Genomic DNA, 22,956 nt, shown 5'->3' on the forward strand with positions numbered 1-22,956 from the left:
TCACCCCGCATCTTTCAGTTCAAAATGGCCGTTTTCCAGATCGACATCGGTGCGAAACAGAAACTCCAGCGGGTACGGCACACACCACAGACGCCCTTTTATCTCAATGGACAACACGTTGTGCAGATCCAGTGACGAGGTGTCTGACACGCAGCGGACCTGCAGTCCCTGCGGCAAAATACGCGGTTCAAAGTTAATGATGGCCTCGGTAAGCTTGCGCTGAATGTCGTGCCATTCAATGTCTGACATTCTTTTCCCGGCCAGCGGCGCGACGCCAAAATTAACCACCGAGCGGTTCACATGCGGCAACGCGCTCAGGTCACCGGATGCGTCATGGTTGATGGTGTTAAACAACCACTGCAGATCCCGCAGCACGTTGCGGCGCAGGGCGGCGTGGGTAATCAGATTACTGTTGGCGGACTCGCGTTTTTTTTCCGGGTCGTTATCGGTGAGGCGATCCAGCAGCGAGGGCTGCATTTTATCGCGCGCCCCCACCTTCTCCTGCTTGCTGCGGGCTTGCCAGCCGCTGCGCAGCAGATCGCCTTCGCCAGGGGGATTACTCATGGGCTCCATCCGCAGCAAACGTCACCAGGTTCAACGACAGCAATGGGCTTTCGCTTTGCTCGCTAAGCCAGGCTTTCTGCCCCATGCCTTCATACAGCGTGCCGTCATTGTCGAGCGGCAGCCACTCGGTGGTGCGCGCGAGCTTAACCGCGTCAGACGCATCCGCTGCGAAAGGATAGCGCGCCGGGATCTGGCAAACCTGTTCGGTACCGTCCGTCAGGCGCACCAGCGCATGACGCCACACCAGGTCAGTCACGCTGGCAGGCGCCTGGAAACGGATCTCGGCGATGGCGTTAAACGGCAGCCAGAAATAACGGCCGTTGACGATGGTTTCACACACGGGCCCCAGACGAGCATCGCCGTCCATCAGCCATGCGAATGCCTGCGTCTCGTCATTCTCAAGTGTGATTTGACCCGCCGTTGCCTGCGCCTGCTCAAGGGCTTCCAGACGCAGCGCCTGAGCACGCTCTCCCGCGTCATTAAGCGCGGCAGCAAGCGTGGTAAGCCACGGCCACTGCGTTTCAGGCATGGCAGGACGAGCCTGCCCCGCCATCACCTGCGCGCGCTGCAGCTCGCCCTGGATGGACTGCTCCAGCAGGGTAACGGTTGGCTTAGCCTGGGGCTTAAGCGCCAGCCAGCTTTTCAGCTGAGTCAGGGCACGCGTCCAGTTACCACTGAGGGTCAAAAACTGCACAAACGCGGCACGGAGATCGGCATCGGCCGGATGGGCTTTGATCTCAGCTTCAAGACGCACCAGCGCGTCACTCAGCGATTCACCCGCCAGGTGTTGATAGAGCGTATTCATAGCCATTCCTTAGTTTGCCGCGCGCCAGGCGCCGACTGCCGGATCGCGCAGCTGAGGGCGCAGGGTGTCAATCAGAACGATATTGAGCGTTGTGCCAGGGGTAACCCAGGCGCCCCAGATTTTTTTCACCGCGGCGATACGCGCCTGCAGTTTTGCATCGTCGCTGGCGGTCTCACGTGAAATCTCCACGGCCACCGTGCCGTTGCTTTTCCAGCCGTTGAGGCTGCTGTCGTAAGGCAGGATCATCCAGCTCTGGTCGCTGTTGGAGGTGCTGAAAACCATGCGCTCTTTGTTGACGGAGGTGATCAGCGCGTTTTCCGGGTCGGCACTTTGATTCAGTCCCATGACCGGGAAGCCGTGAATGTAGGTCACCGGTATCTCTTTTTGTCCACCATTACGGGACTGGGAGATAACCGTGTGACCACTCAGCCAGCTCCCGTTTCCGCAGCGGGTGGTGTCTGAATCCGGAATAAAGAGCGCCGGAGCAGATGAGCCCCCTTCCCAGAAGGTACGCAGATGGCAGCCGTCCTGAAGGGTAAATTCCTGCCACGGCGTGCGATCGGCAGCAACCGTGTGGGTTTCCGCGTTCTGGTCCGGCGGCAGCAACGCACCGCTGGCCGGAGTACTCACTGGCGCAGTCTGCTGCTGTTTTACCACCAGCGCCCAGTCCTGCGCTTTGCCTGCTGTCCCCTGCGCCAGCGTCGTCCCGGACGGATCGTTCAGCGTCCAGCTCAGTTTACTGACTTTGCTGCACTGGTGTTCCAGCAGCGAGCCCAGACGCGGGACAAAGTTCTCCAGAACCGAAACGTCTTTGTTGCCGTTCGCCACGATACGCAGCGCAATCTCTGACTTACACCAGCTCTGTGGGGTGTTGTCTTTGATGTTATCAATCCAGATATCCAGCTTCTGCGCAGGAGACTGCACGATGCGGAAATTCTCAGCCTGCGCGGTGGACGCCACCGCCAGAAGTGCTAAACCCGATAGCCAAAGTTTCATATCGTTCCTTGTGTGTCTAATCAGTTCCGCAGGGAAGAAATTGTGCTGCGTCAGAAAGCGTATGCAGCAAAGTGGTGTCCTGAGGGTTGCCCATCCATACCGCCAGGGCGGTATAGTTATCCTGAGCATTCCCCTCCTGTTCGCCATTCTTTTGGATGATTTGGTTCATTAAGGTCAGCCACTCTTGTGGCGTGTTAACCATGTGCAGCGACTGTTTCATCTGTTCTTCGCTGACGCCGTGCCAGAAACCGTCTGTACAGAGTAGAAATGCATCTCCGTCTTCGACCTGCACCACATCGCTGTAGCTCGCTTCTGGCCCACCGTTTTCAATACCCAGCGCCAGATAGAGCAGATTGCTGTTGAGGTTATCGGTGTCGTGCCCTGCATCTTTCATCTGCTGAACCAGGCTGTGATCGGTGGTGACATGCCACAGCCAGCCCCTGCGAAACAGATACAGGCGGCTGTCCCCGGCATGTGCCCAGTAGGCCAGCCGGTAATCTCTGTCGATAAACAGACTGACCAGCGTGGTGCCCATCCGACGATAATCCTGAACCGCCTGCTGTTCGCTGAGAATGGTGCGATTCGCCGTTTGCACATAGTCGCGAATATGCTGCGCGTTCAGGTGCTTGTCGCCATCGAAGCGGGAGATAATACTGTTGCGGGCCAGTTCAGCGGCCACCTCACCGCCCGGCAGACCAGCGATACCATCACAGACGACAAAGCAGGCTGAACGTTCCCCTATGGTTTCTCCCGTCTGATCCTGGTTGCTGGCGCGCGTCCCCTGGCGGGAGAGAGAAGCCGTTGCGATATTCATTTTTCTTCCGATCCGCTCTGTGAGTCTTTGTACTGATTTACCTCCATGTCATAGGCATGGAGGAAGGCTTCGCCAAACAGGGTGTGGAAGTCATCCTCAATCTCGCCTGCCGTTTCACCATAGCTGCGGACAAAGTAGTCCCACAGTGCGGCTTTGCGGCTGCCCGGCAGCGCCAGTCGGGAGGTCATCCCGTTCTGCTTCGCCTGCTCTTCCAGCTGTTCCGGGTTGAAGGATTGCAGCATGGCGGCAATGATGGCGCGGATACCGGATATCATACCCAGTTGATGCGCCTGCAGATCGATCAGCGCGTCACGCACGGATTTTGTCGGCGGCATAAAGCCCGGCATTGGCGTACCGAACATCTGGATCAGAACGGTTTTCCCGGTCGGCAACAGTTTGAACGGGTTGTTGGCATCATCAAGTACCATGGTCATATCGGCTTTTACGCCGCGCTTGAGAATGGAGCGCGAAGAAAGCAGCGCCACGGTGCCCTGAGAGAACATGCCCAGAATTTGCCCCAGCTGACGCATATTTTCACGGTCAAACTGCGGGACGGGCTGCATTTCGCTGAGCCCCATCCCTTCCAGCAGTGCCTCAAGTAATTCGCCCTGCAGTACTTCACCCTTTTCGCCATTATGGGCTGCTGGCGACGCCGCGTTTTTGACCGGGTCAATACGCAAACGCCCTTTAGGTGCCTGGGCATTACTGCGCGCCACGGCCTGCGGGGTTGGCATGGTGAAGCCGGCATAATCCGGTCGCGCCGGCTCTTCTTCTTCCGCGCGCGGCGGCACCTGCGGCTCAGGAGCAAACAGCGGAGAAGCGGCAAGGACGTCCTCTTCCTGTTCTGCTTCCGGCTCTGGCGTCAGTTCTGGCTCAACGACGGCCTCTGGCTTATCGCCGACAATCTCATCCGGATGGGTTAACGGTGCCCCGCCCATCAACCCGAGGGGGTCATCATTTCGTGCGGCAGGTGCGCTGGCACTACCGCCAAACAGAGCGAGCGGATCGAGTTCATCCGTCTGCTCTTCTTGTGGCTGCGCAGGTTTAGCTTCATTGGGCGGCACCAGCGTAGACGGGGTGACGTCGTCAAAAATGCTCTCTTTTTTGAACAACGCTTCGTCACTGAACAGCGTATCCGGATCCACGTTCTTACGCTCAAACTTCGGATCGCTGTCATTGAACATCGCCAGCGGATCTTCAGCGTTACGCTCAGGTGCGACAGGCTGGGAGAACGGATCGTGCGACGCTGCCGGCTGCGGCTTCGCCCGAGAACTGGAAATGCTGTCGGAGATAGAGAACTCCTGCATCAGGCTATCCCAGATTTCCGACGGCACAGCAGTCGGTTCCGCCTTCCCGCGCGGGGCGGCGCTCGCAGGCTTCGGCTGCGGGGCTGCCGCAGGGGCCGCGGCTGGACGCGCCTGCTGCTGCATGGTCGCCGCCATGCGGCTGACTGGCTGCGTATCATGAATCAGTTCGGTCACTTCGATGCGGTAATCATCAATACCGAGAATGTCCCCATCCTGCAGCTCAACCTGGCGCCCGCGCTCAAGCGGAATGTCATTTAATACCACGCGGGTGACGCTGCCACGGTTAGTGACGCGGCATTCGCCCTGGGCGTCAACGTGAACAATGGCCTGCAAACGCGAGATGGTGCGGTCATTGTCCGGCAATACCAGATTGTTATCCGTACCGCGCCCAATGGTGCCGCCCGGGGCATAAAAATCACAGCTGCTCTGCGGCGGCTGATGACCGGGTTTTGTAGAAATAATCGTGAATCGCATGGCGTATTCCTGCTGGTATGATTAGCGCTCAAACGCTGCCGCTCTCGGGGCGAGAACGGCGGCGTTTGGGGGTTAAGGCAAAGAACATTTTAAGTAATTTATAAAAAAGTAAACATCCTTTGGAATGGCATGACTATTGCCCAGTAGCAACCAGCACAAATAACAATAACATTAACATCACCACAAAAATTGTTAATTTGTGAAACGTTTCAATCCAGGGGAATCGAAATATTGATAATATACATCTTCCGGCTTCTGGGGTGATTTGCTTTTTATCATCTGGCTTAATCGGCTTGCACGCAATTATTCTTCTCATTAAAAAAACACGATGAGCAAAGCCAGGCAAACCAAGCTGGTTATAAAAAAGATAATCATTTATATCTAAGTACTGTTTACTACTTAGAAGGTGAAATGCTTTTGTAAGTTCTTGCGAGTACTTTCGATAAAAATAAATATACAACACCAAAGAAATAAACAACCCTAAGAATACTGATGAGAGCAAGATTAAGCGCATTAATTCAGACATTTACTTACCTCCCGAACAAGTCAATTTGCTAATCCCTTCGGCAAATCTAGCTACTCATTTTGAAGCTTTTATCCGTGCCGCGCCCAATGGTGCATAAAATCACAACCGCCCTGCAGCGACGTTTGGGTGCAAAGTTAATTAATACTCAGAATCAATTAATACCTTTCAAAATTAAAACATTAAAAAAGCCACCGTGAAAATAATCTTTTCGTTATATGAAGAGAGCCAGACTATTTCAGAACCAGACGGAGTGCCATTATACTTATGGGAATCTTCTTTTGTAGCAACCCAGTTTGCGTTAATGGCTGATAGACTTACGGAACCTCACTTGAATGGTTTAGACAATCAATATATAAAAACTCATCACCAGAACAAAAAAAATTATAAAGTGGAGAACATATTCGAACTCACGTCATTCTTCACGTAATATTAAAATTATTCATTTGCCCACCAGCTTCTACATGACCACCAAATGACTCTATTTTTGGGTGTTTAGCGTTCGAATTGCGTCGCTGTTGGTGATTAAGCTGCACTTCAATACCTGATAATGGCCCGGTTCGCTACCGCCTACCTTCTCTTTAAGTAAGGAAACAATAACGTTATCCGCTTTTTCAAAATTCTCTGCAGGTAGATTGCTTGCTTCGAGCCATGCGGCAGCGCTGGCCTCTGCATCATCTTTTAAACTCTTACTGTCCGCAATCTTACTGATACAACGATTTTGCACCCAGTTTTCAAAGATTTGTTGTTGAGTAAAAGCACTGACATCAGGCAATGTTTGGGCATAAACAACGGTGGCATTTAACGCTAATGCGAGCAGTAATAAGCGTTTCATTTCAGGCTCCAGAATGTTGCATTAGTAGGAATAAACGAACCATTGCCGGGTGATCCAAGGAAATGGCAATCATCCGAGCAAATATTTCCATTCCAGAGTGTTACATGTCCGGTTGCGTCACGCCACCCATGGCCGGTAAAGATAATAATGCCTTGCTTGCCTGAAAATTGTGCTGGTGTAGGAGAGGCGACTGACATATCTGCATGACCCAGAACAGTAGGAAGAAATGCAATCATATCTTTAACGCGGAACATATAGCGTTTTTTGTCATTTCCGGTCACTGTCGCGTATTTGCTATTAGACGGAATAGGTATACCACAATAATTCAAAACATAGCTCATACGAATGGGACAGGCATTTTTAAAAATACCAGCATCGATATTATGCTGAACTTTTCCACCCAATAATTTGCCAACCTGTTCCACATTAACGTTAACTTCTCTGAATCTGTTCCAGGCAGCACCAAAAGCAGGACGCATAGCAGACATTCTTCTTTCTCCATCCTAAGAAGGTCACGTAAAAGTGAGCCCTTTCGGGCCCACTATCATTACGCTTCTTTGTTTTCTTTGATGTTCCAGCCAGCGCTGCTTTCAGCACCTTTACCACCAGCAGTGGTCTGCTCCCAGTACTGCTGTTTCACTTTCGCAGCCTGGAATGCATAGGTCACACCAACGGTGTCGCCGTTGTCTGCACCGGTGTACTGAACAGAAGTTACCAGCACATCTTCCAGCGTGATGCGGGTATATTCAACTTGCTGACCACCCGCTTTGCACACGGACAGTTCAACTTTAGTCAGGTGCTTACCGCTTGCGCAGTGTTTGAGAATTGCTGTAGTGGATTTGTCGATCAGAGCGTTAACGTGCAGATCGTTAAAGTTAACTTTACCGGCACCGCCGCCGCCACCAACACTCATATTACCTGGCTGGGAAGCGCCCCAGGAGAAGGAGGTAATATCAGTCCAGCCGGTGTGGTTAGAATCTTTAGATTCGCCCGTAACACCCTCGACCTTCAGAAACATATCAATAGCCATAATATCTACTCTTCGTGGATGAACAATATTGCTTTCGAAAAAGCACTTATATGGCAAACAGGAAAGCATGGGGCTGAATAAAACCGTCCATATTTTACCTCTGCCTCATATCAAATGACCCGTGTCATTTGACAGTCTTGACATTCCCCCTGAATGAAAGGAAAGAATGTGAAGTCTTTACTACTGCGGATTATCCTGAATCCAGGTGCGGTCAGGATTGCCTATAACTAATTGAGGTACAAGTTTATTAAGTTCGTCACTATGATAAAGACGTAGACAGTTTAACGTTACGCCTTTGACATCGGGTTTTATCTCAGAATGAAAGGCATTGGTTGCGCCTTTATATTTATCAATAAGGGCATTAATTTTGTCATTGCCATTTTCAATATCGAAAGGCACCCATTCCAGTAATGCACTACTGCTACGCGCTGCATCCAGAGAAAACTGGCTTTTATCATCTGAAACTTGTGCCAGACAGCGAGAAAAAACAACGTCTTTAACAACTTGCTTATAAGGCATTTTTTTGACAAACATCACCGGATCGTCAGTTGCATAAACAGAGGCGGAACTGGTGAGCAACAGTAGACTGGCAATTATTTTTTTCATGGCAACTCCCAAAAATTGGCTTTGGTCGTCGTGTAATTCGTCTCCGGTGCATTGAAATAACAATGATCCGAACAGGTTAAACCATTCCAGAATGTGGCATGACCTGCGGCGTCACTCCAGCCCTGTACCTCAAACAGAATTACGCCCTTTTTGTTGGCTAATTGTTGAACGGGTAAGGAAGGATAACTCACGACCATGTCAGGTTTACCCCACTGACGCGTCAACCAGGCAATAACATCCTTTACCCGATAGAAGTACCATTTATTATCAGCACCGGATACTGTGAGATTTGCAATACGCGGGACGGGATGCCCGGTATAGTTCAGAACATAACTCATGCGTACGGCACAACTATTTGACCACCCACCCTGATCTTGCGGTATTTCGAAGTTGTGCTTAACCTTGCCGCCGATAATTTGCTTAACTTTGCCGATAGAATCATTTGCATCGTAAATACGTGTTGCCGCCGCCCAGGCAGCAACAAACGAAGGTCTCGCGGTCATATTTCCTCTCACATTTCCATGCTATAAAGCAGGCGCCGGGTATGGCCTCCCGGCGGCAATCATCATCACGCGTCTTTCGTCTTCAGTGACGGCAGTTTAGAAACCAGACGCAGAGAAACGGTCAGACCTTCCAGCTGGTAGTGTGGACGCAGGAAGAATTTCGCGGCGTAGTAGCCCGGGTTATCTTCAATTTCCTGCACCTGCACTTCGGCAGCCGCCAGCGGTTTACGGGACTTGGTCTCCTGTGAGGAGTTAGCCGGGTCACCGTCCACATAGTTCATCACCCAGTCGTTCAGCCAGCGTTCCATCTCTTCACGTTCACGGAAGGAGCCAATTTTGTCGCGCACGATGCACTTCAGGTAGTGGGCAAAGCGGCAGCAGGCGAACAGGTACGGCAGACGGGATGCCAGACGCGCGTTAGCGGTCGCATCCGGGTCGTGGTACTCAGCCGGTTTCTGCAGAGACTGCGCGCCGATGAAGGCGGCAAAGTCAGAGTTTTTGCGGTGAACCAGCGGCATAAAGCCGTTCTTCGCCAGCTCGGCTTCACGACGATCGCTGATGGCGATCTCGGTCGGGCATTTCATGTCCACGCCGCCGTCGTCGCTCGGGAAGGTGTGACACGGCAGGTTTTCAACCGCCCCGCCGGACTCCACGCCGCGGATTGAAGTGCACCAGCCATACTCTTTAAAGGAGCGGTTGATGTTGGCAGCCATGGCATACGCGGCGTTCGCCCAGGAGTAGCTGTTGTGGTTCGCGCCATCGGTCTGCTCTTCGAAATCGAAGCTGTCGACCGGGTTAGTGCGAATACCGTACGGCAGGCGCGACAGGAAGCGCGGCATTACCAGGCCAAGGTAGCGTGCATCTTCGGATTCACGCAGTGAACGCCACGCGGCATACTCGGTGTTCTGGAAGATTTTGGTCAGGTCGCGCGGGTTCGCGAGTTCCTGCCAGGACTCCATCTGCATCACGCCCGGTGCGGTACCGGTGATAAACGGACAGTGTGCCGCCGAGCCGATACGCGCCATCTCGCCCAGCAGTTCAACGTCCTGCGGACTGTGGTCGAAGTAGTAGTCGCCGACGATGCAGCCAAACGGCTCGCCACCAAACTGACCGTACTCCTGCTCGTAGATTTTCTTGAAGATTGGGCTCTGGTCCCAGCCCACGCCCTTAAAGCGTTTCAGGGTACGACCCAGCTCCTGCTTGGAGATGCTCATAAAGCGGATCTTCAGCATCTCGTCGGTTTCAGTGTTGTTCACCAGGTAGCTCAGACCGCGCCAGGCGCTCTCCAGCTTCTGGAACTCTTCATGGTGAATAATCTGGTTCACCTGCTGAGACAGCTGCTCGTCGATACCGGCAATCAGGTTCTGAATGGTGCGGTAGGTGTCACTGGAGAAGGTAACGGTATTTTCCAGCGCCTGCTGCGCCAGCGTTTTTACCGCACTTTCCACCGCGGAGCGCGCCTGATCGGTTTTCGGGCGGAACTCTTTGTTCAGCAGCGCGCTGAATTCATCCTGGCTGAACGCCTGACCACTCTGCTGCTCGTGTTGTTGAGTCTGGTTGCTCATCGATTATTCCTCGCTACCTTTCGCACTTTCGTCATTTTTCGGCAACTGGCTCAGAGATTTGAGCAGCGTCGGATCCTGCAGAATTTTAGCGATCAGCTCTTCCGCGCCGTTTTTGCCATCCATATAGGTCAGCAGGTTGGAAAGTTGAGTACGTGCTTCCAGCAGCTTGTTCAACGGCTCAACCTTGCGGGCTACCGCGTCCGGCAGGAAATCGTCCATGCTGTCGAAGGTCAGATCAACGTTGAGCTTACCTTCGCCGGTCAGCGTGTTATCCACCTGGAACGCCACGCGAGGTTTCAGCGCTTTCATGCGCTCGTCAAAGTTATCAATGTCGATTTCGAGGAATTTACGCTCGTCGACTGCCGGCAGGTTTTCCACCGGTTTGCCGACCAGATCGGCCATGACGCCCATCACAAACGGCAGCTGAATTTTACGTTCTGCACCGTAGATCTCTACGTCGTACTCGATCTGCACGCGGGGGGCACGGTTACGTGCGATGAATTTCTGCCCACTGTTACTCATTGCCATGATGTTCTCCATCAAAGATGCGCGGTGAAGGTGAAACGGCAGGCTCCATGCCTGTCGTCATAATGCCAGGACGCGTTATTCGCGGCGTCCAAAGATGTTTTCCAGTTGGTTAACGCCGTCTGGCGCCAGGTCGCGAATAATGTCCATAAAGTTAAGTTCTGACAGCCGCTGCACCCGTTCAATCATCAACGGTGCGGGGTGGCTCGGTTCGTACTGCGCAAAATACTGTTTGGCTTTCTCCAGCATCAGCTGTGCATCGGCGCGGCTGGTGACCTGCACGCTGCGCCAGTCTGTAACCTGCTGAACGGGTTGTGCGACCGCCGGTTGAGGTTCAGCGCTGAGCTCAGCCTGAGCCTCCCGGTTGGGCAGCAGCTTGCTGATGTCGGTCACCTGACAGGCGCTGGCGACCAGCCCGACGGTTTTCAGCAGCTGTTCCATCTCCGGAACGCCGCTTTCACCAAGATGGCCGGTGAGCAACTCGCGAATGGCCAGCAGCCGTTCGTTAATCACTATCACCGCCGATGTGCCCGGCTGATCGCCGCGGGCCAGCTCGTCAATCAGTCTTGGACGGCCACCGGGGTAATCCGGACATTCGGTTTTACTGCCATCCAGCAGTGCCTGAGCGTCGCGAAGTGAAATTTCATCGCCATTTGATCGCAGCAGCGAGGCGTTACGCACGGCGACGGTCAGGTCAGACTTATCACTCAGCCCGGCCAGGGCGTTAATGCGGTAAAACGGGTCGGTTTCGCCATACTCTTCCAGCAGCGGATAGAGCGGCTCCCAGTAACGCGTGATCGCCTCCTGCACCAGTAACAGCCCGTCGGCGTAGCCCGCAAGGCCGCGGCGACGTGTCCATGCATGCGTTAACGCCAGCATGACGCGCAGATCTTTGGTGCGGCTCAGCAGGCTGGTGGCGAATTTTTCCACCGTATTCCAGTCAGCAGGTTCTGCCGGAATGATGGTGTCGCCAAACTGCTGCTCTGCTTTGCCCTGGCTGGCCTGATTCATGAGCTGGAAATCAGCGTCATACTCCAGGTTTTCGCCACAGGGCTTGTCGGGGCTTATTGGCGCGAGAAATTCTTCGATATTCATAAGATCCCTGCTTATTCAAACATGGGCGGATAGAGACCGTGACGGCCCGGGCGGGCGCCACCTGCCGGGTCGAACAGCAGCGTAAAGAGCTGCCCGGTGAAGTTCCCGCTGTGAACATGGGTGTAGAGCGGGTAGCCGTCGCAGCGGTTGGTCCACCAGTAGCTGGTCTGGCGAAGCGGGTCAAAGCACTCTGCTGCCTGAGGCCAGCCCAGCGTGCTCTGGCCGTCTTCGTCATAACCAATCACGTCGAGAATATCTGAGCGCTTTTGCGGCTCGACGGGCTGCGGTGCCGGAATGGACATCAGCATGTCATCGAGCTGTGAGGCAGAAAAACTGTTACGTACCGCATGCAGGCCCAGACGGCCAATCTGCTGATACCAGCTTTCAGCCTGACTGAGCAGACGTGACGACCAGTCCGCGGGGGCAAAGCTGAGCTGAATGCAGACCGGATATTGTCGACCAACGCTGTCACGTCCTGGTAGCAGGCAGCCCATCTGAATCATCTGGCTGCCCAGCATCGGCGGTACGACAAAATTCCAGACCGGCGCTTTGTTAAACGGGCGCTCACCGCTGCGCTGCTCTTCCTGCTGCCAGGCCAGCAGGCCGACCTGGAACCAGTGTGACCACTGGCGTTGCAGGGTGTCAGGAAAGCGACGCTGCAAAAAATCTCCGGCGCTGGGCAGTTTGCCATACCAGCTGTAGCGGTTCATCGCAGGGGTATTCGTCATACGGCTGTCCTTGCGGTTATGGGCATGAGAAACGGGGAAGCTGGAACGGGTTACGAATACTGTTTGGCGCAAATTCCAGCGTGACCTGATGTCCGTCTACGTTGAAGGTCGCCTGGCGACTCAGACTTCCCGCCCCCGGGCTGGTACGCGCTTTATCGAAAAAGCGGTTCAGCGCCCAGGAACCGTTCGTCACCAGCGTAGCCGTGCTGCCGTTAGCCAGACCCAGCTGCATACGCACCTGGTTAGTCCCGCCCGGCCCCGGCCAGTTCATGATCTGCACAGCCTGTGGACCGTGGCTGTAGCGCAGCAGTTGACCGTCAACATCCAGCGTCAGGTTAAGGATTGTGTTATCCATTCTGACGGTGCGCACCGTCACTTTGTAAGATGGCGTGGTGGCACCGTTAGCAAAGAAAGCATCGCGAATGGACTGCGCCTGCTGGAACGGTCTCAGGAGCCCTTCACTTCCCGGCAGCGTTTTTCCATCAATGCCCGGCATAAAGCGCCAGTTCGCCTGCGTGGTATCAACTTTATTGGTCAGGTTGTCACGAAAGAAGGTGTCCATCAGCCCGGTGCCTGGCGCAAACATGCGCGCGAGATCGTCCGGCGTGACCTCCGTACTGGCGCTGCGCACCAGCGGGTAACGGCCAGCGATTGCCTGACGGCAGAAACCACCGACTTCAACGTTAATCCGCTTACGCACGTTTTCGAGGTCGCGACGCTGGGTATCACTGCTGGCCCCCACCGCCATATTGCTGAACATGGTTTGCAGACCGCCCGGCAGACGACCGGCACTGGCCTGCAGACGGCTAATCGCCTCGCCTCCCGGAGCAGGCATGCCGCTGTTGGCCGCGTCCTGAACGGCAGTCAGGTAGCGGTAAAGTTCATCGACCTGCTTGAGAAAATCATCAAAGACGATGGTCTTCCCGCCCTTCTCCAGCGGCTGCGCCAGCTCAATCATTGGAGCATAGTGATCGGTTACCAGCTGTTCAGGTGCCTGAGTGACCACCGCGGCCTGCGTCGGGGCATTGTCATTATTACTGAATAACGCTTCGAGCGTGCGGGTGGCACGGTTGCTTTGCGCTTGCGCTTTACCGGCATCATCCGGGGTTGGCGCATTGCGTGAAAGCGTCAGGACCTGGCTCAGGTTCAGCACCAGACGGCGCAGCGGCGAGTTTGCCCCGGAGAGCAGACGCGCGGTATTGATGCGCTGAGAGAGATCGGCGCTGTTATTAAGCTGAATGTCGGCGAGGAAGCGATCCCAGTTGGCGATAAAGTCGCGCATGTAGAGCTGACGCACGGCGTTATCGATCTGCTGTTTATCTTCCTGGGCTGAGGTCGCCCCCAGCACCCACGCATCGTCTTCATGCAGAGCAGTGGTGACGCTGTCAATCTGGCCGTTGAAGCTTTTCCAGTAACCGTCCGGAGTATAAAGACCCGGTACGCCTTCACTCACCGGCTTGCCGCTTTTGCGTGAAAACACCAGCTCGCTCTGCGGACCGCCCAGGTCGGAGAGCGATACCGGTTTCAGGTTTTCATCATGCTCCAGCAGACGCTTCAGACGACCATACACTCGGGTGGAAAGTGGCTGCTGGTTGATTAGCGCCCTTTCACGCGCGACCAGGGATTCATCCTGCGCGTACGGCGAGGCCTGAATTTTCGGTTCAAGCAGCTGAGTCAGGTGCCACTCAAGCTGCTGAAGCTGCGCCTGAGTCACGTTCTGCGGCAGGTTGCGCTGCAGATTGAGCATTACCCAGGAGTGCAGGAATTTGCCGTCATAGTGCTTCGGCTGATAGAGCATCTGGTAGGCCTTCAGCGCTTCATAGCTGTATTCCACATCGCTGCCGTTATCGTTGCGCAGCCAGGTGGTGATGTGCATCGCCACGGCAGGGAGCAGCATCTGGTCCAGCGCTTTCTGGTACAGAGACTGCGATGCATCGCTGACGTCATCCCCACGATAGAGCCCCATACGGCGTGAGACAGGCGGATCGTTAACATCAAACGCGTCACTTTTCGGCAGATCGACCAGGCCATTCAGCAAGGGCAGAAGGTCAAACAGATCGCGCTGAGGCTGATTCTGCAGCGCCTTGCTCTGCTGATCCAGCAGCGGCACCTTTGCGTCCACCTCTTCCAGATAAGCCTTGTTCCTGGCATAGCTGGTCAGCCACAGTCCACCGAGGATCACCAGCAGGGCCAGCAGCGCCGCATAGCCGGACCAAATGACGGCGCGGTTACGCAGTTCCCACCAGCGGTTTTCCCCGGCGATGCCGGCTTCCTGGAAAATGACGTTTTGCAGCAGGTTCTTGATGAAGAAGCTCTGCCCTTTCGCCCCCGGGATCGGAGCCTCTTTGCTGACGGAATCCCAGCGATTTCCCTCTTCACCTTCCGGCAAGGAGAGCGCACGGTTAAGTTCGCCCATCACCCGGTCAAACGGCATGCCTTCCTGGGTACCACTGGCGAAATAGATCCCGCGCGGGGAGAATTCGGTTTCAAAGTTAGAGCGGGCAAAGACCGTGCTCAGGTAGTCAGCCAGCAGCGGACGCAGTGCGGCAAACTCCTGCGGGAAGAGATACGCTTCCGCGCGCGCTTTTGCGTCATGCTCTTGCAGCAGGGTTTCAGGCAGTCCGGCATCCAGGCGCTGCTGTAAGAGGGAAAATTCCTGCTGGAAGTTACCCATCAGGTCGTAATCAGCGTGTTTGGTTTGCTCCCACGGCAGCGTGAAGCCCCAGATCTGGTCGCGCTGCGCTTTGTCGTAATCGGCAAACCAGGCACGGAAGCCTTTAAGCAGGTCAGCTTTGGTCACCATGACATACACCGGGAAGCGAATACCCAGCTGCTCATGCAGCTCAGAGAGACGCTGGCGCAGGTTGACCGCCTGCTGGCGTGACGCTTCAGGCGAGAGCGTCAGCAGGTCAGAAATGCTGATGGTAATAATCACACCGTTGATCGGCTGGCGACGGCGATACTTACGCAGTAACCCCATAAACTCAAGCCATTCACCGGCGTCCTGAACCTGTTCGCTCTCCTGGGTGGTATAGCGACCCGCGGTGTCCAGCAGTACGGCTTCGTTGGTGAACCACCAGTCGCAGTTACGCGTGCCGCCGATCCCGCGCAGCGCGGTCTTACCGAAGCGGTCGGCCAGCGGGAATTGCAGCCCGGAGTTGACCAGCGCCGTGGTTTTACCGCTGCCCGGTGCGCCGATGATGACGTACCACGGCAGTTGATACAGATATTGCGTGCTAAAGCGCTGCGTCCACTGGGCACCCTGTCCCGCTTTGCTGAAGTGCGCTTTTTTCAGCATCTGTGCGGCTTCGTCAAAACGGCTGGCGAGGATCTGCTCCTCGCTGTTCAGTCGCTTCTGCGGATCCGCTGCTTCCGGGCTGGTGGTGTTCTCATTGAGTTTGTCCATCAGCTTGCGGTTCAGCCAGGCATTGTACAGCCGCGGCAGAATGTGGCCCTGCGCCCAGAGCAGATAAACCACCGCAATACTGATGATGCGGTTCTGTTCAGATTCGAGCGGTCGGGTGTCCACGATGGACAACAATGGGCCAATCATCCAGATAACCGCCGCAAGCGCAGTGACGCCCAGGAAGCTCCACAGAATGCGATTGGTCAAAATGGAAAGAAGAGTAGTCAGCATCCTTAGTTTCCTTGCGGCAATCCGTTCAGCTCAGCCTGGGTATTTTCAGGCGACACCAGCAGAGTAATTTCCACCCGGCGGTTACGGGCACGGTTTTCCGGCGTATTGTTAGGTGCCACTGGATTAATCTCGCCGCGGCCTTCCGCTTTCACACGTTCAGGTTGAGAGAGGCTTCCCTGCAGCATTTTCTGAACTGACCGGGCACGTTCCAGCGACAGTTCATAGTTAGAGGCAAAGCGCGCGCTGCGAATTGGCACGTTGTCGCTGTAGCCCACCACCAGAATTTTACCGCTGACGTTATTCATGGCCTGTGCAATACGGTTTATCACCGGCTCATAACGGTCACGTACCACGGTTGAGGCGGAAGCAAACAGGCCGTCCCCTTTCAGGATCACCACGCTACGGTCCGCTTCATCTTTTACCGCAACCAGACCGGCTTCAATTTCCGGCTTCAGGAAACCACGCAGGTTCAGCACCGCAGGCAGCTGGCGGGCAGGTTGCTGGATAGTCGTTTCGGGAAGCTGTGACTGATAAATTTTTGCTAATACCGGGTTGGTGCTATCGCCAAGCCGCCAGTTAAGCACGATATAGAACAGGCAGGCGATAAACCCGGCCAGCGCCACACAGGCCCACAGAGGTACCATGGGTCGCCATAGCTTGCGCAGTACCGGACGATCTTCCGGATGCGGAGAGAGCTGTGGCGGGTAACTGCCACGCACGCCGCGAATCATCTGCCACAGCCGTTGCTTGATGGTTTCAAGCTGGGTGCGGCCATTATCCAGCACCCGATAGCGCCCCTCGAAGCCGAGCAGCAGGCAGTAGTTGATCATCTCCAGCAGCAGAATATGTTCGCGCGGGTTTTGCGACAGACGCGCCAGCAGCTGGAAGAACTTTTCGCCGCCCCAGGTTTCGTTATGAAACGTCACCAGCAGACCATTGCTGGACCAGACGCCGCTGCTGCCCCAGGGGGTAAGCGCGGCGGCCTCATCAAGTGCCGTACACAGGCAGTAACGTGCCCCGACGATCACCTCATAGGCCAGACCGGCCTGCTGACAGCGCACTTCGAACCGGCGGATCTCATCGATCAGGCGCTGGCGCAACGCCACCTGATCGTCATGTGATACCGAATGACGGATTTGCGGAATCGCATTGAGCAGCGGATTGGCGGCCGCCACCAGCTGATTGTTGCTACTGGCTCCGGTAAACGCGGCATCACTGCCGGTATCCTGTCGTTCCTGCATATTAAGCGCTCGCTTTATTATTCAGTCGGGCTACGGATGGCCCAAAACTCCATATCAAGTCCCGGGAACTCGCCTGCGAGATGCAGGGCGAAAGCGCCGGACTTATCCATCTCGTGCCACAGCTCGCTCCCCTTCTCCAGCTCGAAGTAGCTGTAGCCTGCATGCCAGGGGATCTGCGGCGGTGCGACCGGCATGGCGCGCAGCATAATGCCAGGCAGTTGCAGCTGAACCAGATCGCGAATTTTCGAGACCGGCGCCACTTTCATCTGGGCAGGGAAATGGGTTTGCAGGTGTTCGCCCGGCACGTTGGCTTTGACCGCCAGCACGAAACCGAACTCACGCACCATGCTGGTTTCCGGCACGGTCGCGATGTTCAGACCGTGGGAACGCTCGTTAAGCGGCAGCTGAATGGCATGGTCTTCCATCACCAGAGACAGCCCCTGACGCAGCAGCATCATCAGTTTGCTGAAGCAACCCGCGAGGTCGTCGTGATCGTAAATTGGCAGCACGCTTTCAGCGGTACGCTGAGACGCCCAGGTGGCGAGCTCGGTCGCAAACGGCAGCCAGCTGCGCCAGAGCGATTCTGGATGCAGCAGCGGAAGCGTTTTTAAATGCGAAACCTCGCCCAGATGGCGGTTCACCAGTGAGAGCAGCGTAAATTCAATCAGTTCCGAGGTATTAAAGCGGCCAGGCTGGCGCAGACGACCGCCAATTTGCTGGCTGCGCTGCACCAGTAAGCCGTGCAGATCGTTAATCATGCTGTAGATCTGCGGGCTGTTATTGGCGTTCAGCATCGGCGGAATGTAGCTGCTATCGAGACGCACGTGGTTATCGTTGCGTTTCTCGGTCACAAACGCCACGCCGATAGCGGTCCACTCTGCCGTTACATCTTTTTCCAGCATCAGGGTCAGACGCAGGCGGCCAAACTGCACGGTGGCATCGCCTACCGACATGGCGTTGTCGTCTTCCACCTCTTGCTCAAAGGCGATGAAGCGCGCCAGCGAGGCCGGCTCTTCACTGAAGATCACCTCTTCTCTCTCTCCACGGCGAACCGGCAGTGCGAGCACCACCTTTTCATTGGTGAGATTGTCAGGGATTTTCAGCGGCACCGGACCATTGCGGCCATTGCGCACCTGGAAAAAGGTTCCGTCAGGCAGCAGTCCGCTGCAGTAACTCAGGGCAATGCATCCCTGGCGCAGCATCGCTTCGTCCAGCTCAACGTCGAGAAAGCCCCAAAGGTATGAACGCTGCAGCGCACCCCATTCACGAACGTGGTTGAGCAGATAGCTTTCAGTCCGCTGAAAATGGTGTGGGCGCAGGAACATGCCTTCGGTCCAGACGACCTTTTCTGCTTTCGTCATGATGATGTAATTCCTGTTATGAAGCGCGTTACTGGCTGATGACCCGGATGCCATTCACGTCGAGAAACACGTTGGCCTGGAGTTCATCCGCTGACCATTTCCAGAACTGGTAGATATGGTTTTCGCCTGGCACAGGCAGAGGGAGTGAAACGCGCCATTTTTTGCCATCCAGCATCTGATATTCCGCCATCACACCAATGTAGCGGGCGTCGGGAGAGCTCTGTCCACTCAGGGTTTTCGAGAGCTGACCCGGCATCAGGAAGAAAACATCGCTGTTCAGCAGATTCGCGCCAAGCGTGGCTGACGCGTTGTTCTGCAGGGAATAGAAGTCGCTGGACATGAAATCCGCATCGGATTTCAGCAACAGCACTCTGACTTTTAGCGGCGCAGATTCATTGATTTGTGGATGAGCCTGAAACTGCAGATTGTAGCGGGAAGGGTCGCTGTGTGAAGACGACGTACAACCACTGACAAGGGCGAAAATCGCCGCGTAAAAGACGGACCACAACCAATGAAAATTTTTATTATTCATAAAAATACGCTCAGGGACGCGGTTTAGTTCAGGATCCAGGTACCGTTAGCGCTGTCTTTGCAGGCTTTGCTGTTACCGTCCACATCAACACAGGTTGCCTTCTTACGCACTTTCGCACGCTGGGCCTGCTTACGGACGGTCGCTTCGTACTGATCGGCTTTGATCACTGCACGCATCGGGACGTAGCCAATCAGCTGATCATTTCCCTCATCGGCAAGCGCCATCCAGTAGTGCTCAACCTGACCCAGGACCACATACGTTTTACCGGTTTCCAGGGTACGGATAACCTTTCCGCCGAAGTCAGGACGGCTCATCAGCGAGGCCGGATACATGGCACGATACGGCTCATTGAGCTGAGTAAACTCTGCTGGAGGTAAAACAGCATGACGGTGGGTTAACGTGACGCCATTGACCTGGCTGGTCACGATCGTGTCGTCGTTGATCACAGGTTTCTGCGGCGCTTTACAGCCCGCCACCGCCATTACAAACAGAAGTGAAAACAGTACGCGCATTTTCATATGCTTTTCCGTAGCGATATTTCGATGATGGAGATAAAGGGGATGAAGTTTGACTTAGGTGCTATTGTTAAAATAGTCAGTATATTTTCGGGGCGTTACTATTTAAGGGCATAGCTACCGCACGAGCCCTTCAGAATAAGGCCCAGCGTCTTCCTGACATATTTTGACAAACGGTAAGCAAGTTTACATGAGCTTGCCACCAATTCAATATTTACCGCTTCATAACTGATGGTTAATGAAGCACTCGAGACATTATAGGATTAATCTGAGAAAAAAATACGATTTAGCTAAAATCGTCTATTTCCCTCAAGCCAAAATCACATATCCATATGATTTAAAATGAAATTACACAAAAGAGAATCACTTTCATTAACGCAATAACCCTATTACTGCTACTACCATAATTAGTAGAATCTGGCTTTATGGGGGGCGAAGAAAATATATCCAATATGAATTATTTGTTGCATTATCGAGGTAACTTTCAATTTCAGCCAGACCTGTCTCAATATATGAAATTGTTTCAGGGAAACTGAGAAAAGTTAATTTTACACCTCAAAATAAGTTTGTCTTTTAATCTCCCTTTCGGATTTAATCTGGTAATTTTCCGATATTAACAATTAAGCACAGCTACATATTCCTGGTTAAAGCGACGACTAATTTGCACCGATTCCTCCTGTCTGCAGGGGTCTTCGTCGCCCTGCCCTTCAGCCACCTTCATCTGAAATTTAACGCTGACTTCATCATCGCTTCGCTTTCGCCATAGCGCAGAGTGAACAGGTGATAGATAAGATTTATTATAAAAATGATAAAATTTCGTTATAATTTCTTTAAATGTTTACGCCGATTAGCTTGTAAGCCACTGTAAAATATAGCCATTCAATTCAATGCATTTAACTTTGCTCTGGCCTCTGGTAACAGACGCCATCATTGTTTTCGCTTATTGGCAAACCCGGTGGTTTATGGGCGCAGGTGATGTTATGACCGCACAAGTCAGGAGTTGGTATGAATAAGAAAAGACGCTCAGTTCCCGGTATCAGGCACTATGACGGCCCAGCCGGTGGCTGGGGGGCGTTAAAGGCGACGGCCATTGCGGTACGTACCCAAATGGATACGCTGGATGCCCCCACAACTCTGCTGCGCACAAACCAGCCTGACGGTTTTGACTGCCCTGGCTGTGCGTGGCCCGATAAAGAACACAAATCCACGTTCCAGTTCTGTGAGAACGGGGCGAAAGCCGTCACCTGGGAAGCCACCAATAAACGCGTCACCACGGATTTTCTCGCCAAAAACAGCGTGTCCTCGCTGCTGGCTAAATCTGATTTTGAGCTGGAAGGTTACGGTCGTCTCACCCATCCCCTGCGCTATGACCGGGCAAGTGATACCTTCCAGCCAGTGGAATGGGACGACGCTTTCCAGCGTATCGGTGAGGTGCTGCGCGGGCTTGAGCCTGACCAGGTCGAATTTTATACCTCCGGCAGAGCCTCGAACGAAGCAGCGTATCTGTTCCAGCTGTTCGCCCGCGAGTACGGTACCAATAACTTCCCCGACTGCTCGAATATGTGCCATGAAGCCACCAGCGTCGGTTTACCCCGTTCCATTGGTATCGGGAAAGGGACCGTCTCACTTGATGACTTCGATAAAACGGAGCTGGTTATCTCCATTGGTCATAACCCTGGGACCAACCATCCGCGGATGATGGGCACGCTGCATGAGCTGGCTCGCCGCAACGTACCGATTATCGTTTTTAATCCCCTGCGCGAGCGCGCGCTGGAACGTTTCGCGGATCCGCAAAGCGTTATTGAGATGGCAACCTACAGCTCTACCGATATCGCCTCCACCTATTTCCAGGTGAAAGCCGGGGGCGATGCCGCTGCGTTAAAAGGGATCGCAAAACACCTGCTGGAGATGGAGAACGAACGCGGAAACGTGCTCGATCGCGCCTTTATTGCTGAACACACCCAGGGCGTTGAGGCGTTTGCTGCGGACATTGCGCAAACCGACTGGGAGGCCATTGAGCGTGAATCCGGGTTGAGCCGGGCAGCGCTCAAATCCGTGGCCGAGGCCTACGCAAAATCGAATGCCACCATCATCACCTACGGGATGGGCATCACCCAGCATAATAAAGGCACCGCGAATGTCCGCCTGATCGCTGATCTGTTGCTGTTGCGCGGCAACATTGGCAAACCCGGCGCGGGGATATGCCCCCTGCGCGGCCACTCGAACGTTCAGGGTAACCGCACCGTGGGTATAAGCGAGAAACCGACACCGGCATTTCTCAACCGCCTGAAGGAGGTATTCGGTTTTGAGCCCCCTGCCCACCACGGCCATGATGCGGTGCAGGCAACGCAGGCCATGATCGACGGACGTGCAAAAGCGCTGATCTGTCTGGGGGGAAATTTTGCGGTGGCGATGCCCGATCACGAGAACGGTTTTCCAGCAATGAATACGCTGGATTTGAGCGTTCACATCGGTACCAAGCTCAACCGCACCCATTTGCTGGTGGGGAAAGAGACCTTTATTTTGCCGTGCCTCGGTCGTACCGAGCTGGATGTCCAGGCCACCGGACGCCAGTCCATTACCGTGGAGGACTCGATGTCGATGGTGCATGCCTCTTCCGGCAAGCTGAAACCCGCCTCTCCGCGCCTGCGCGCTGAGCCGGCCATTGTCGCCGGAATGGCGCAAGCCACCCTGCGGGAGACCCGCGTGGACTGGATGACGCTGGTTGAGGATTATGACCGTATCCGCAACCTGATTGAGCGGACCATTCCGGGCTTCGAGAATTACAATGAACGGATCCGCACTCCCGGTGGTTTTCGCATGCCGCTGCCGCCCACAGAACGTATCTGGCCAACGGCGACGGGCAAAGCGATGTTTTCGGTTTTCGACGGCGTCAATGAGAACGCCAGTGGTGAAGGCGATAATGTGCTGCGCCTGATCACGCTGCGCAGCCACGACCAGTACAACACCACCATTTACGCCCTTGATGACCGCTACCGCGGCGTCTTTGGCCGTCGCGATGTGCTGTTTATGAATGAAGACGATATGGCGCAGTCAGGCCTGGAGCATGGCGATCGCGTGGATATCGAAACCGCCCTGCCGGGGAGCGTTCAGCGTCTGGAAGACATTACCGTTGTGGCCTACAGCATTGCGCCGGGTTCCGTCGGAGCCTACTACCCTGAGGCCAACGTACTGGTTCCGCTTGATTATCTGGATAAGGACAGCGGTACGCCGTCTTATAAATCGGTTCCGGTCCGCCTCATCCTGCGTTCGAAAGAGATCCGCGTGCTGTAAGGCTTT

Annotated in this window: 21 protein-coding genes; 1 reads left to right on the forward strand and 20 read right to left on the reverse strand. The window is 54.6% G+C overall.

Annotated elements, in window-relative coordinates; genetic code table 11:
- The 20 genes from tssE to AM379_RS21825 all read right to left on the reverse strand — a co-directional run bounded on the left by tssE (window position 1) and on the right by AM379_RS21825 (window position 19,659).
- The gene (gene tssE, locus AM379_RS21730) at window positions 1–564 is read right to left on the reverse strand and encodes a type VI secretion system baseplate subunit TssE (protein ID WP_106504225.1); all 564 of its coding nucleotides are present in this window, start codon (window positions 562–564) and stop codon (window positions 1–3) included.
- A complete protein-coding gene (locus tag AM379_RS21735) occupies window positions 557–1,369 on the reverse strand; it encodes a type VI secretion system accessory protein TagJ (RefSeq protein ID WP_106504226.1) in 813 nt (270 codons plus the stop codon). The genes tssE and AM379_RS21735 overlap by 8 nt, the downstream gene beginning before the upstream one ends.
- A gap of 9 nt (window positions 1,370–1,378) precedes the next feature.
- On the reverse strand, window positions 1,379–2,365 hold the full coding sequence (locus AM379_RS21740; protein WP_020883465.1) for a hypothetical protein: 987 nt from the start codon (window positions 2,363–2,365) through the stop codon (window positions 1,379–1,381).
- A gap of 16 nt (window positions 2,366–2,381) precedes the next feature.
- Window positions 2,382–3,179, reverse strand: a complete 798-nt coding sequence (locus AM379_RS21745; RefSeq protein ID WP_014170545.1) for a PP2C family protein-serine/threonine phosphatase — start codon at window positions 3,177–3,179, stop codon at window positions 2,382–2,384.
- Window positions 3,176–4,960 carry a type VI secretion system-associated FHA domain protein TagH gene (gene tagH / locus AM379_RS21750; protein WP_049022651.1) on the reverse strand — a complete coding sequence of 595 codons (1,785 nt, stop codon included), beginning with the start codon at window positions 4,958–4,960 and terminating at the stop codon, window positions 3,176–3,178. Before tagH ends, AM379_RS21745 begins: the two co-directional genes overlap by 4 nt.
- Window positions 4,961–5,093: 133 nt before the next feature.
- On the reverse strand, window positions 5,094–5,486 hold the full coding sequence (locus tag AM379_RS21755) for a hypothetical protein (RefSeq protein ID WP_049022652.1): 393 nt from the start codon (window positions 5,484–5,486) through the stop codon (window positions 5,094–5,096).
- A gap of 478 nt (window positions 5,487–5,964) precedes the next feature.
- Window positions 5,965–6,318, reverse strand: a complete 354-nt coding sequence (locus AM379_RS21760) for a T6SS amidase immunity protein Tai4 family protein (protein ID WP_049022653.1) — start codon at window positions 6,316–6,318, stop codon at window positions 5,965–5,967.
- Window positions 6,315–6,806: a type VI secretion system amidase effector protein Tae4 gene (locus AM379_RS21765; protein ID WP_020883461.1), complete on the reverse strand. Its 492-nt coding sequence runs from the start codon at window positions 6,804–6,806 to the stop codon at window positions 6,315–6,317. The genes AM379_RS21760 and AM379_RS21765 overlap by 4 nt, the downstream gene beginning before the upstream one ends.
- Window positions 6,807–6,865: 59 nt before the next feature.
- Window positions 6,866–7,348, reverse strand: a complete 483-nt coding sequence (locus tag AM379_RS21770; RefSeq protein WP_014884229.1) for an Hcp family type VI secretion system effector — start codon at window positions 7,346–7,348, stop codon at window positions 6,866–6,868.
- Between the two features lie 180 nt (window positions 7,349–7,528).
- Window positions 7,529–7,954, reverse strand: coding sequence for a T6SS amidase immunity protein Tai4 family protein (locus AM379_RS21775; RefSeq protein ID WP_106504228.1), 426 nt, complete (start codon window positions 7,952–7,954; stop codon window positions 7,529–7,531).
- On the reverse strand, window positions 7,951–8,457 hold the full coding sequence (locus tag AM379_RS21780; protein ID WP_020883459.1) for a type VI secretion system amidase effector protein Tae4: 507 nt from the start codon (window positions 8,455–8,457) through the stop codon (window positions 7,951–7,953). The genes AM379_RS21775 and AM379_RS21780 overlap by 4 nt, the downstream gene beginning before the upstream one ends.
- Window positions 8,458–8,522: 65 nt before the next feature.
- Complete coding sequence (tssC, locus tag AM379_RS21785; protein WP_014170549.1) at window positions 8,523–10,022, reverse strand: type VI secretion system contractile sheath large subunit; 1,500 nt, start codon at window positions 10,020–10,022, stop codon at window positions 8,523–8,525.
- Between the two features lie 3 nt (window positions 10,023–10,025).
- Window positions 10,026–10,550 carry a type VI secretion system contractile sheath small subunit gene (tssB, locus tag AM379_RS21790; RefSeq protein WP_008502644.1) on the reverse strand — a complete coding sequence of 175 codons (525 nt, stop codon included), beginning with the start codon at window positions 10,548–10,550 and terminating at the stop codon, window positions 10,026–10,028.
- A 75-nt stretch (window positions 10,551–10,625) separates the two neighbouring features.
- Window positions 10,626–11,642 carry a type VI secretion system protein TssA gene (gene tssA, locus AM379_RS21795; RefSeq protein ID WP_020883458.1) on the reverse strand — a complete coding sequence of 339 codons (1,017 nt, stop codon included), beginning with the start codon at window positions 11,640–11,642 and terminating at the stop codon, window positions 10,626–10,628.
- Window positions 11,643–11,653: 11 nt separating this feature from the next.
- Window positions 11,654–12,370, reverse strand: a complete 717-nt coding sequence (tagF, locus tag AM379_RS21800) for a type VI secretion system-associated protein TagF (RefSeq protein WP_020883457.1) — start codon at window positions 12,368–12,370, stop codon at window positions 11,654–11,656.
- A 16-nt stretch (window positions 12,371–12,386) separates the two neighbouring features.
- Window positions 12,387–16,007, reverse strand: coding sequence for a type VI secretion system membrane subunit TssM (tssM, locus tag AM379_RS21805; RefSeq protein ID WP_106504230.1), 3,621 nt, complete (start codon window positions 16,005–16,007; stop codon window positions 12,387–12,389).
- 2 nt (window positions 16,008–16,009) lie between these two features.
- Entirely contained in the window at window positions 16,010–17,248 is a 1,239-nt protein-coding gene (locus tag AM379_RS21810) for a DotU family type VI secretion system protein (protein WP_014170554.1), read from the reverse strand.
- A gap of 17 nt (window positions 17,249–17,265) precedes the next feature.
- The gene (gene tssK, locus AM379_RS21815) at window positions 17,266–18,609 is read right to left on the reverse strand and encodes a type VI secretion system baseplate subunit TssK (protein WP_106504232.1); all 1,344 of its coding nucleotides are present in this window, start codon (window positions 18,607–18,609) and stop codon (window positions 17,266–17,268) included.
- Between the two features lie 28 nt (window positions 18,610–18,637).
- On the reverse strand, window positions 18,638–19,141 hold the full coding sequence (gene tssJ, locus AM379_RS21820) for a type VI secretion system lipoprotein TssJ (protein ID WP_014170556.1): 504 nt from the start codon (window positions 19,139–19,141) through the stop codon (window positions 18,638–18,640).
- 23 nt (window positions 19,142–19,164) lie between these two features.
- Window positions 19,165–19,659 (reverse strand): hypothetical protein, encoded by a 495-nt coding sequence (locus AM379_RS21825; RefSeq protein WP_014170557.1) that lies wholly within the window; start codon window positions 19,657–19,659, stop codon window positions 19,165–19,167.
- Window positions 19,660–20,661: 1,002 nt separating this feature from the next.
- Here AM379_RS21825 and AM379_RS21830 point away from each other — a divergent pair.
- Entirely contained in the window at window positions 20,662–22,950 is a 2,289-nt protein-coding gene (locus tag AM379_RS21830) for an FdhF/YdeP family oxidoreductase (protein WP_106504234.1), read from the forward strand.
- Window positions 22,951–22,956: the final 6 nt, after the last annotated feature.

Origin of the sequence: Enterobacter cloacae complex sp. FDA-CDC-AR_0132 (assembly GCF_003010695.1) — a bacterium.
In the GTDB taxonomy this organism is placed as follows: domain Bacteria; phylum Pseudomonadota; class Gammaproteobacteria; order Enterobacterales; family Enterobacteriaceae; genus Enterobacter; species Enterobacter ludwigii.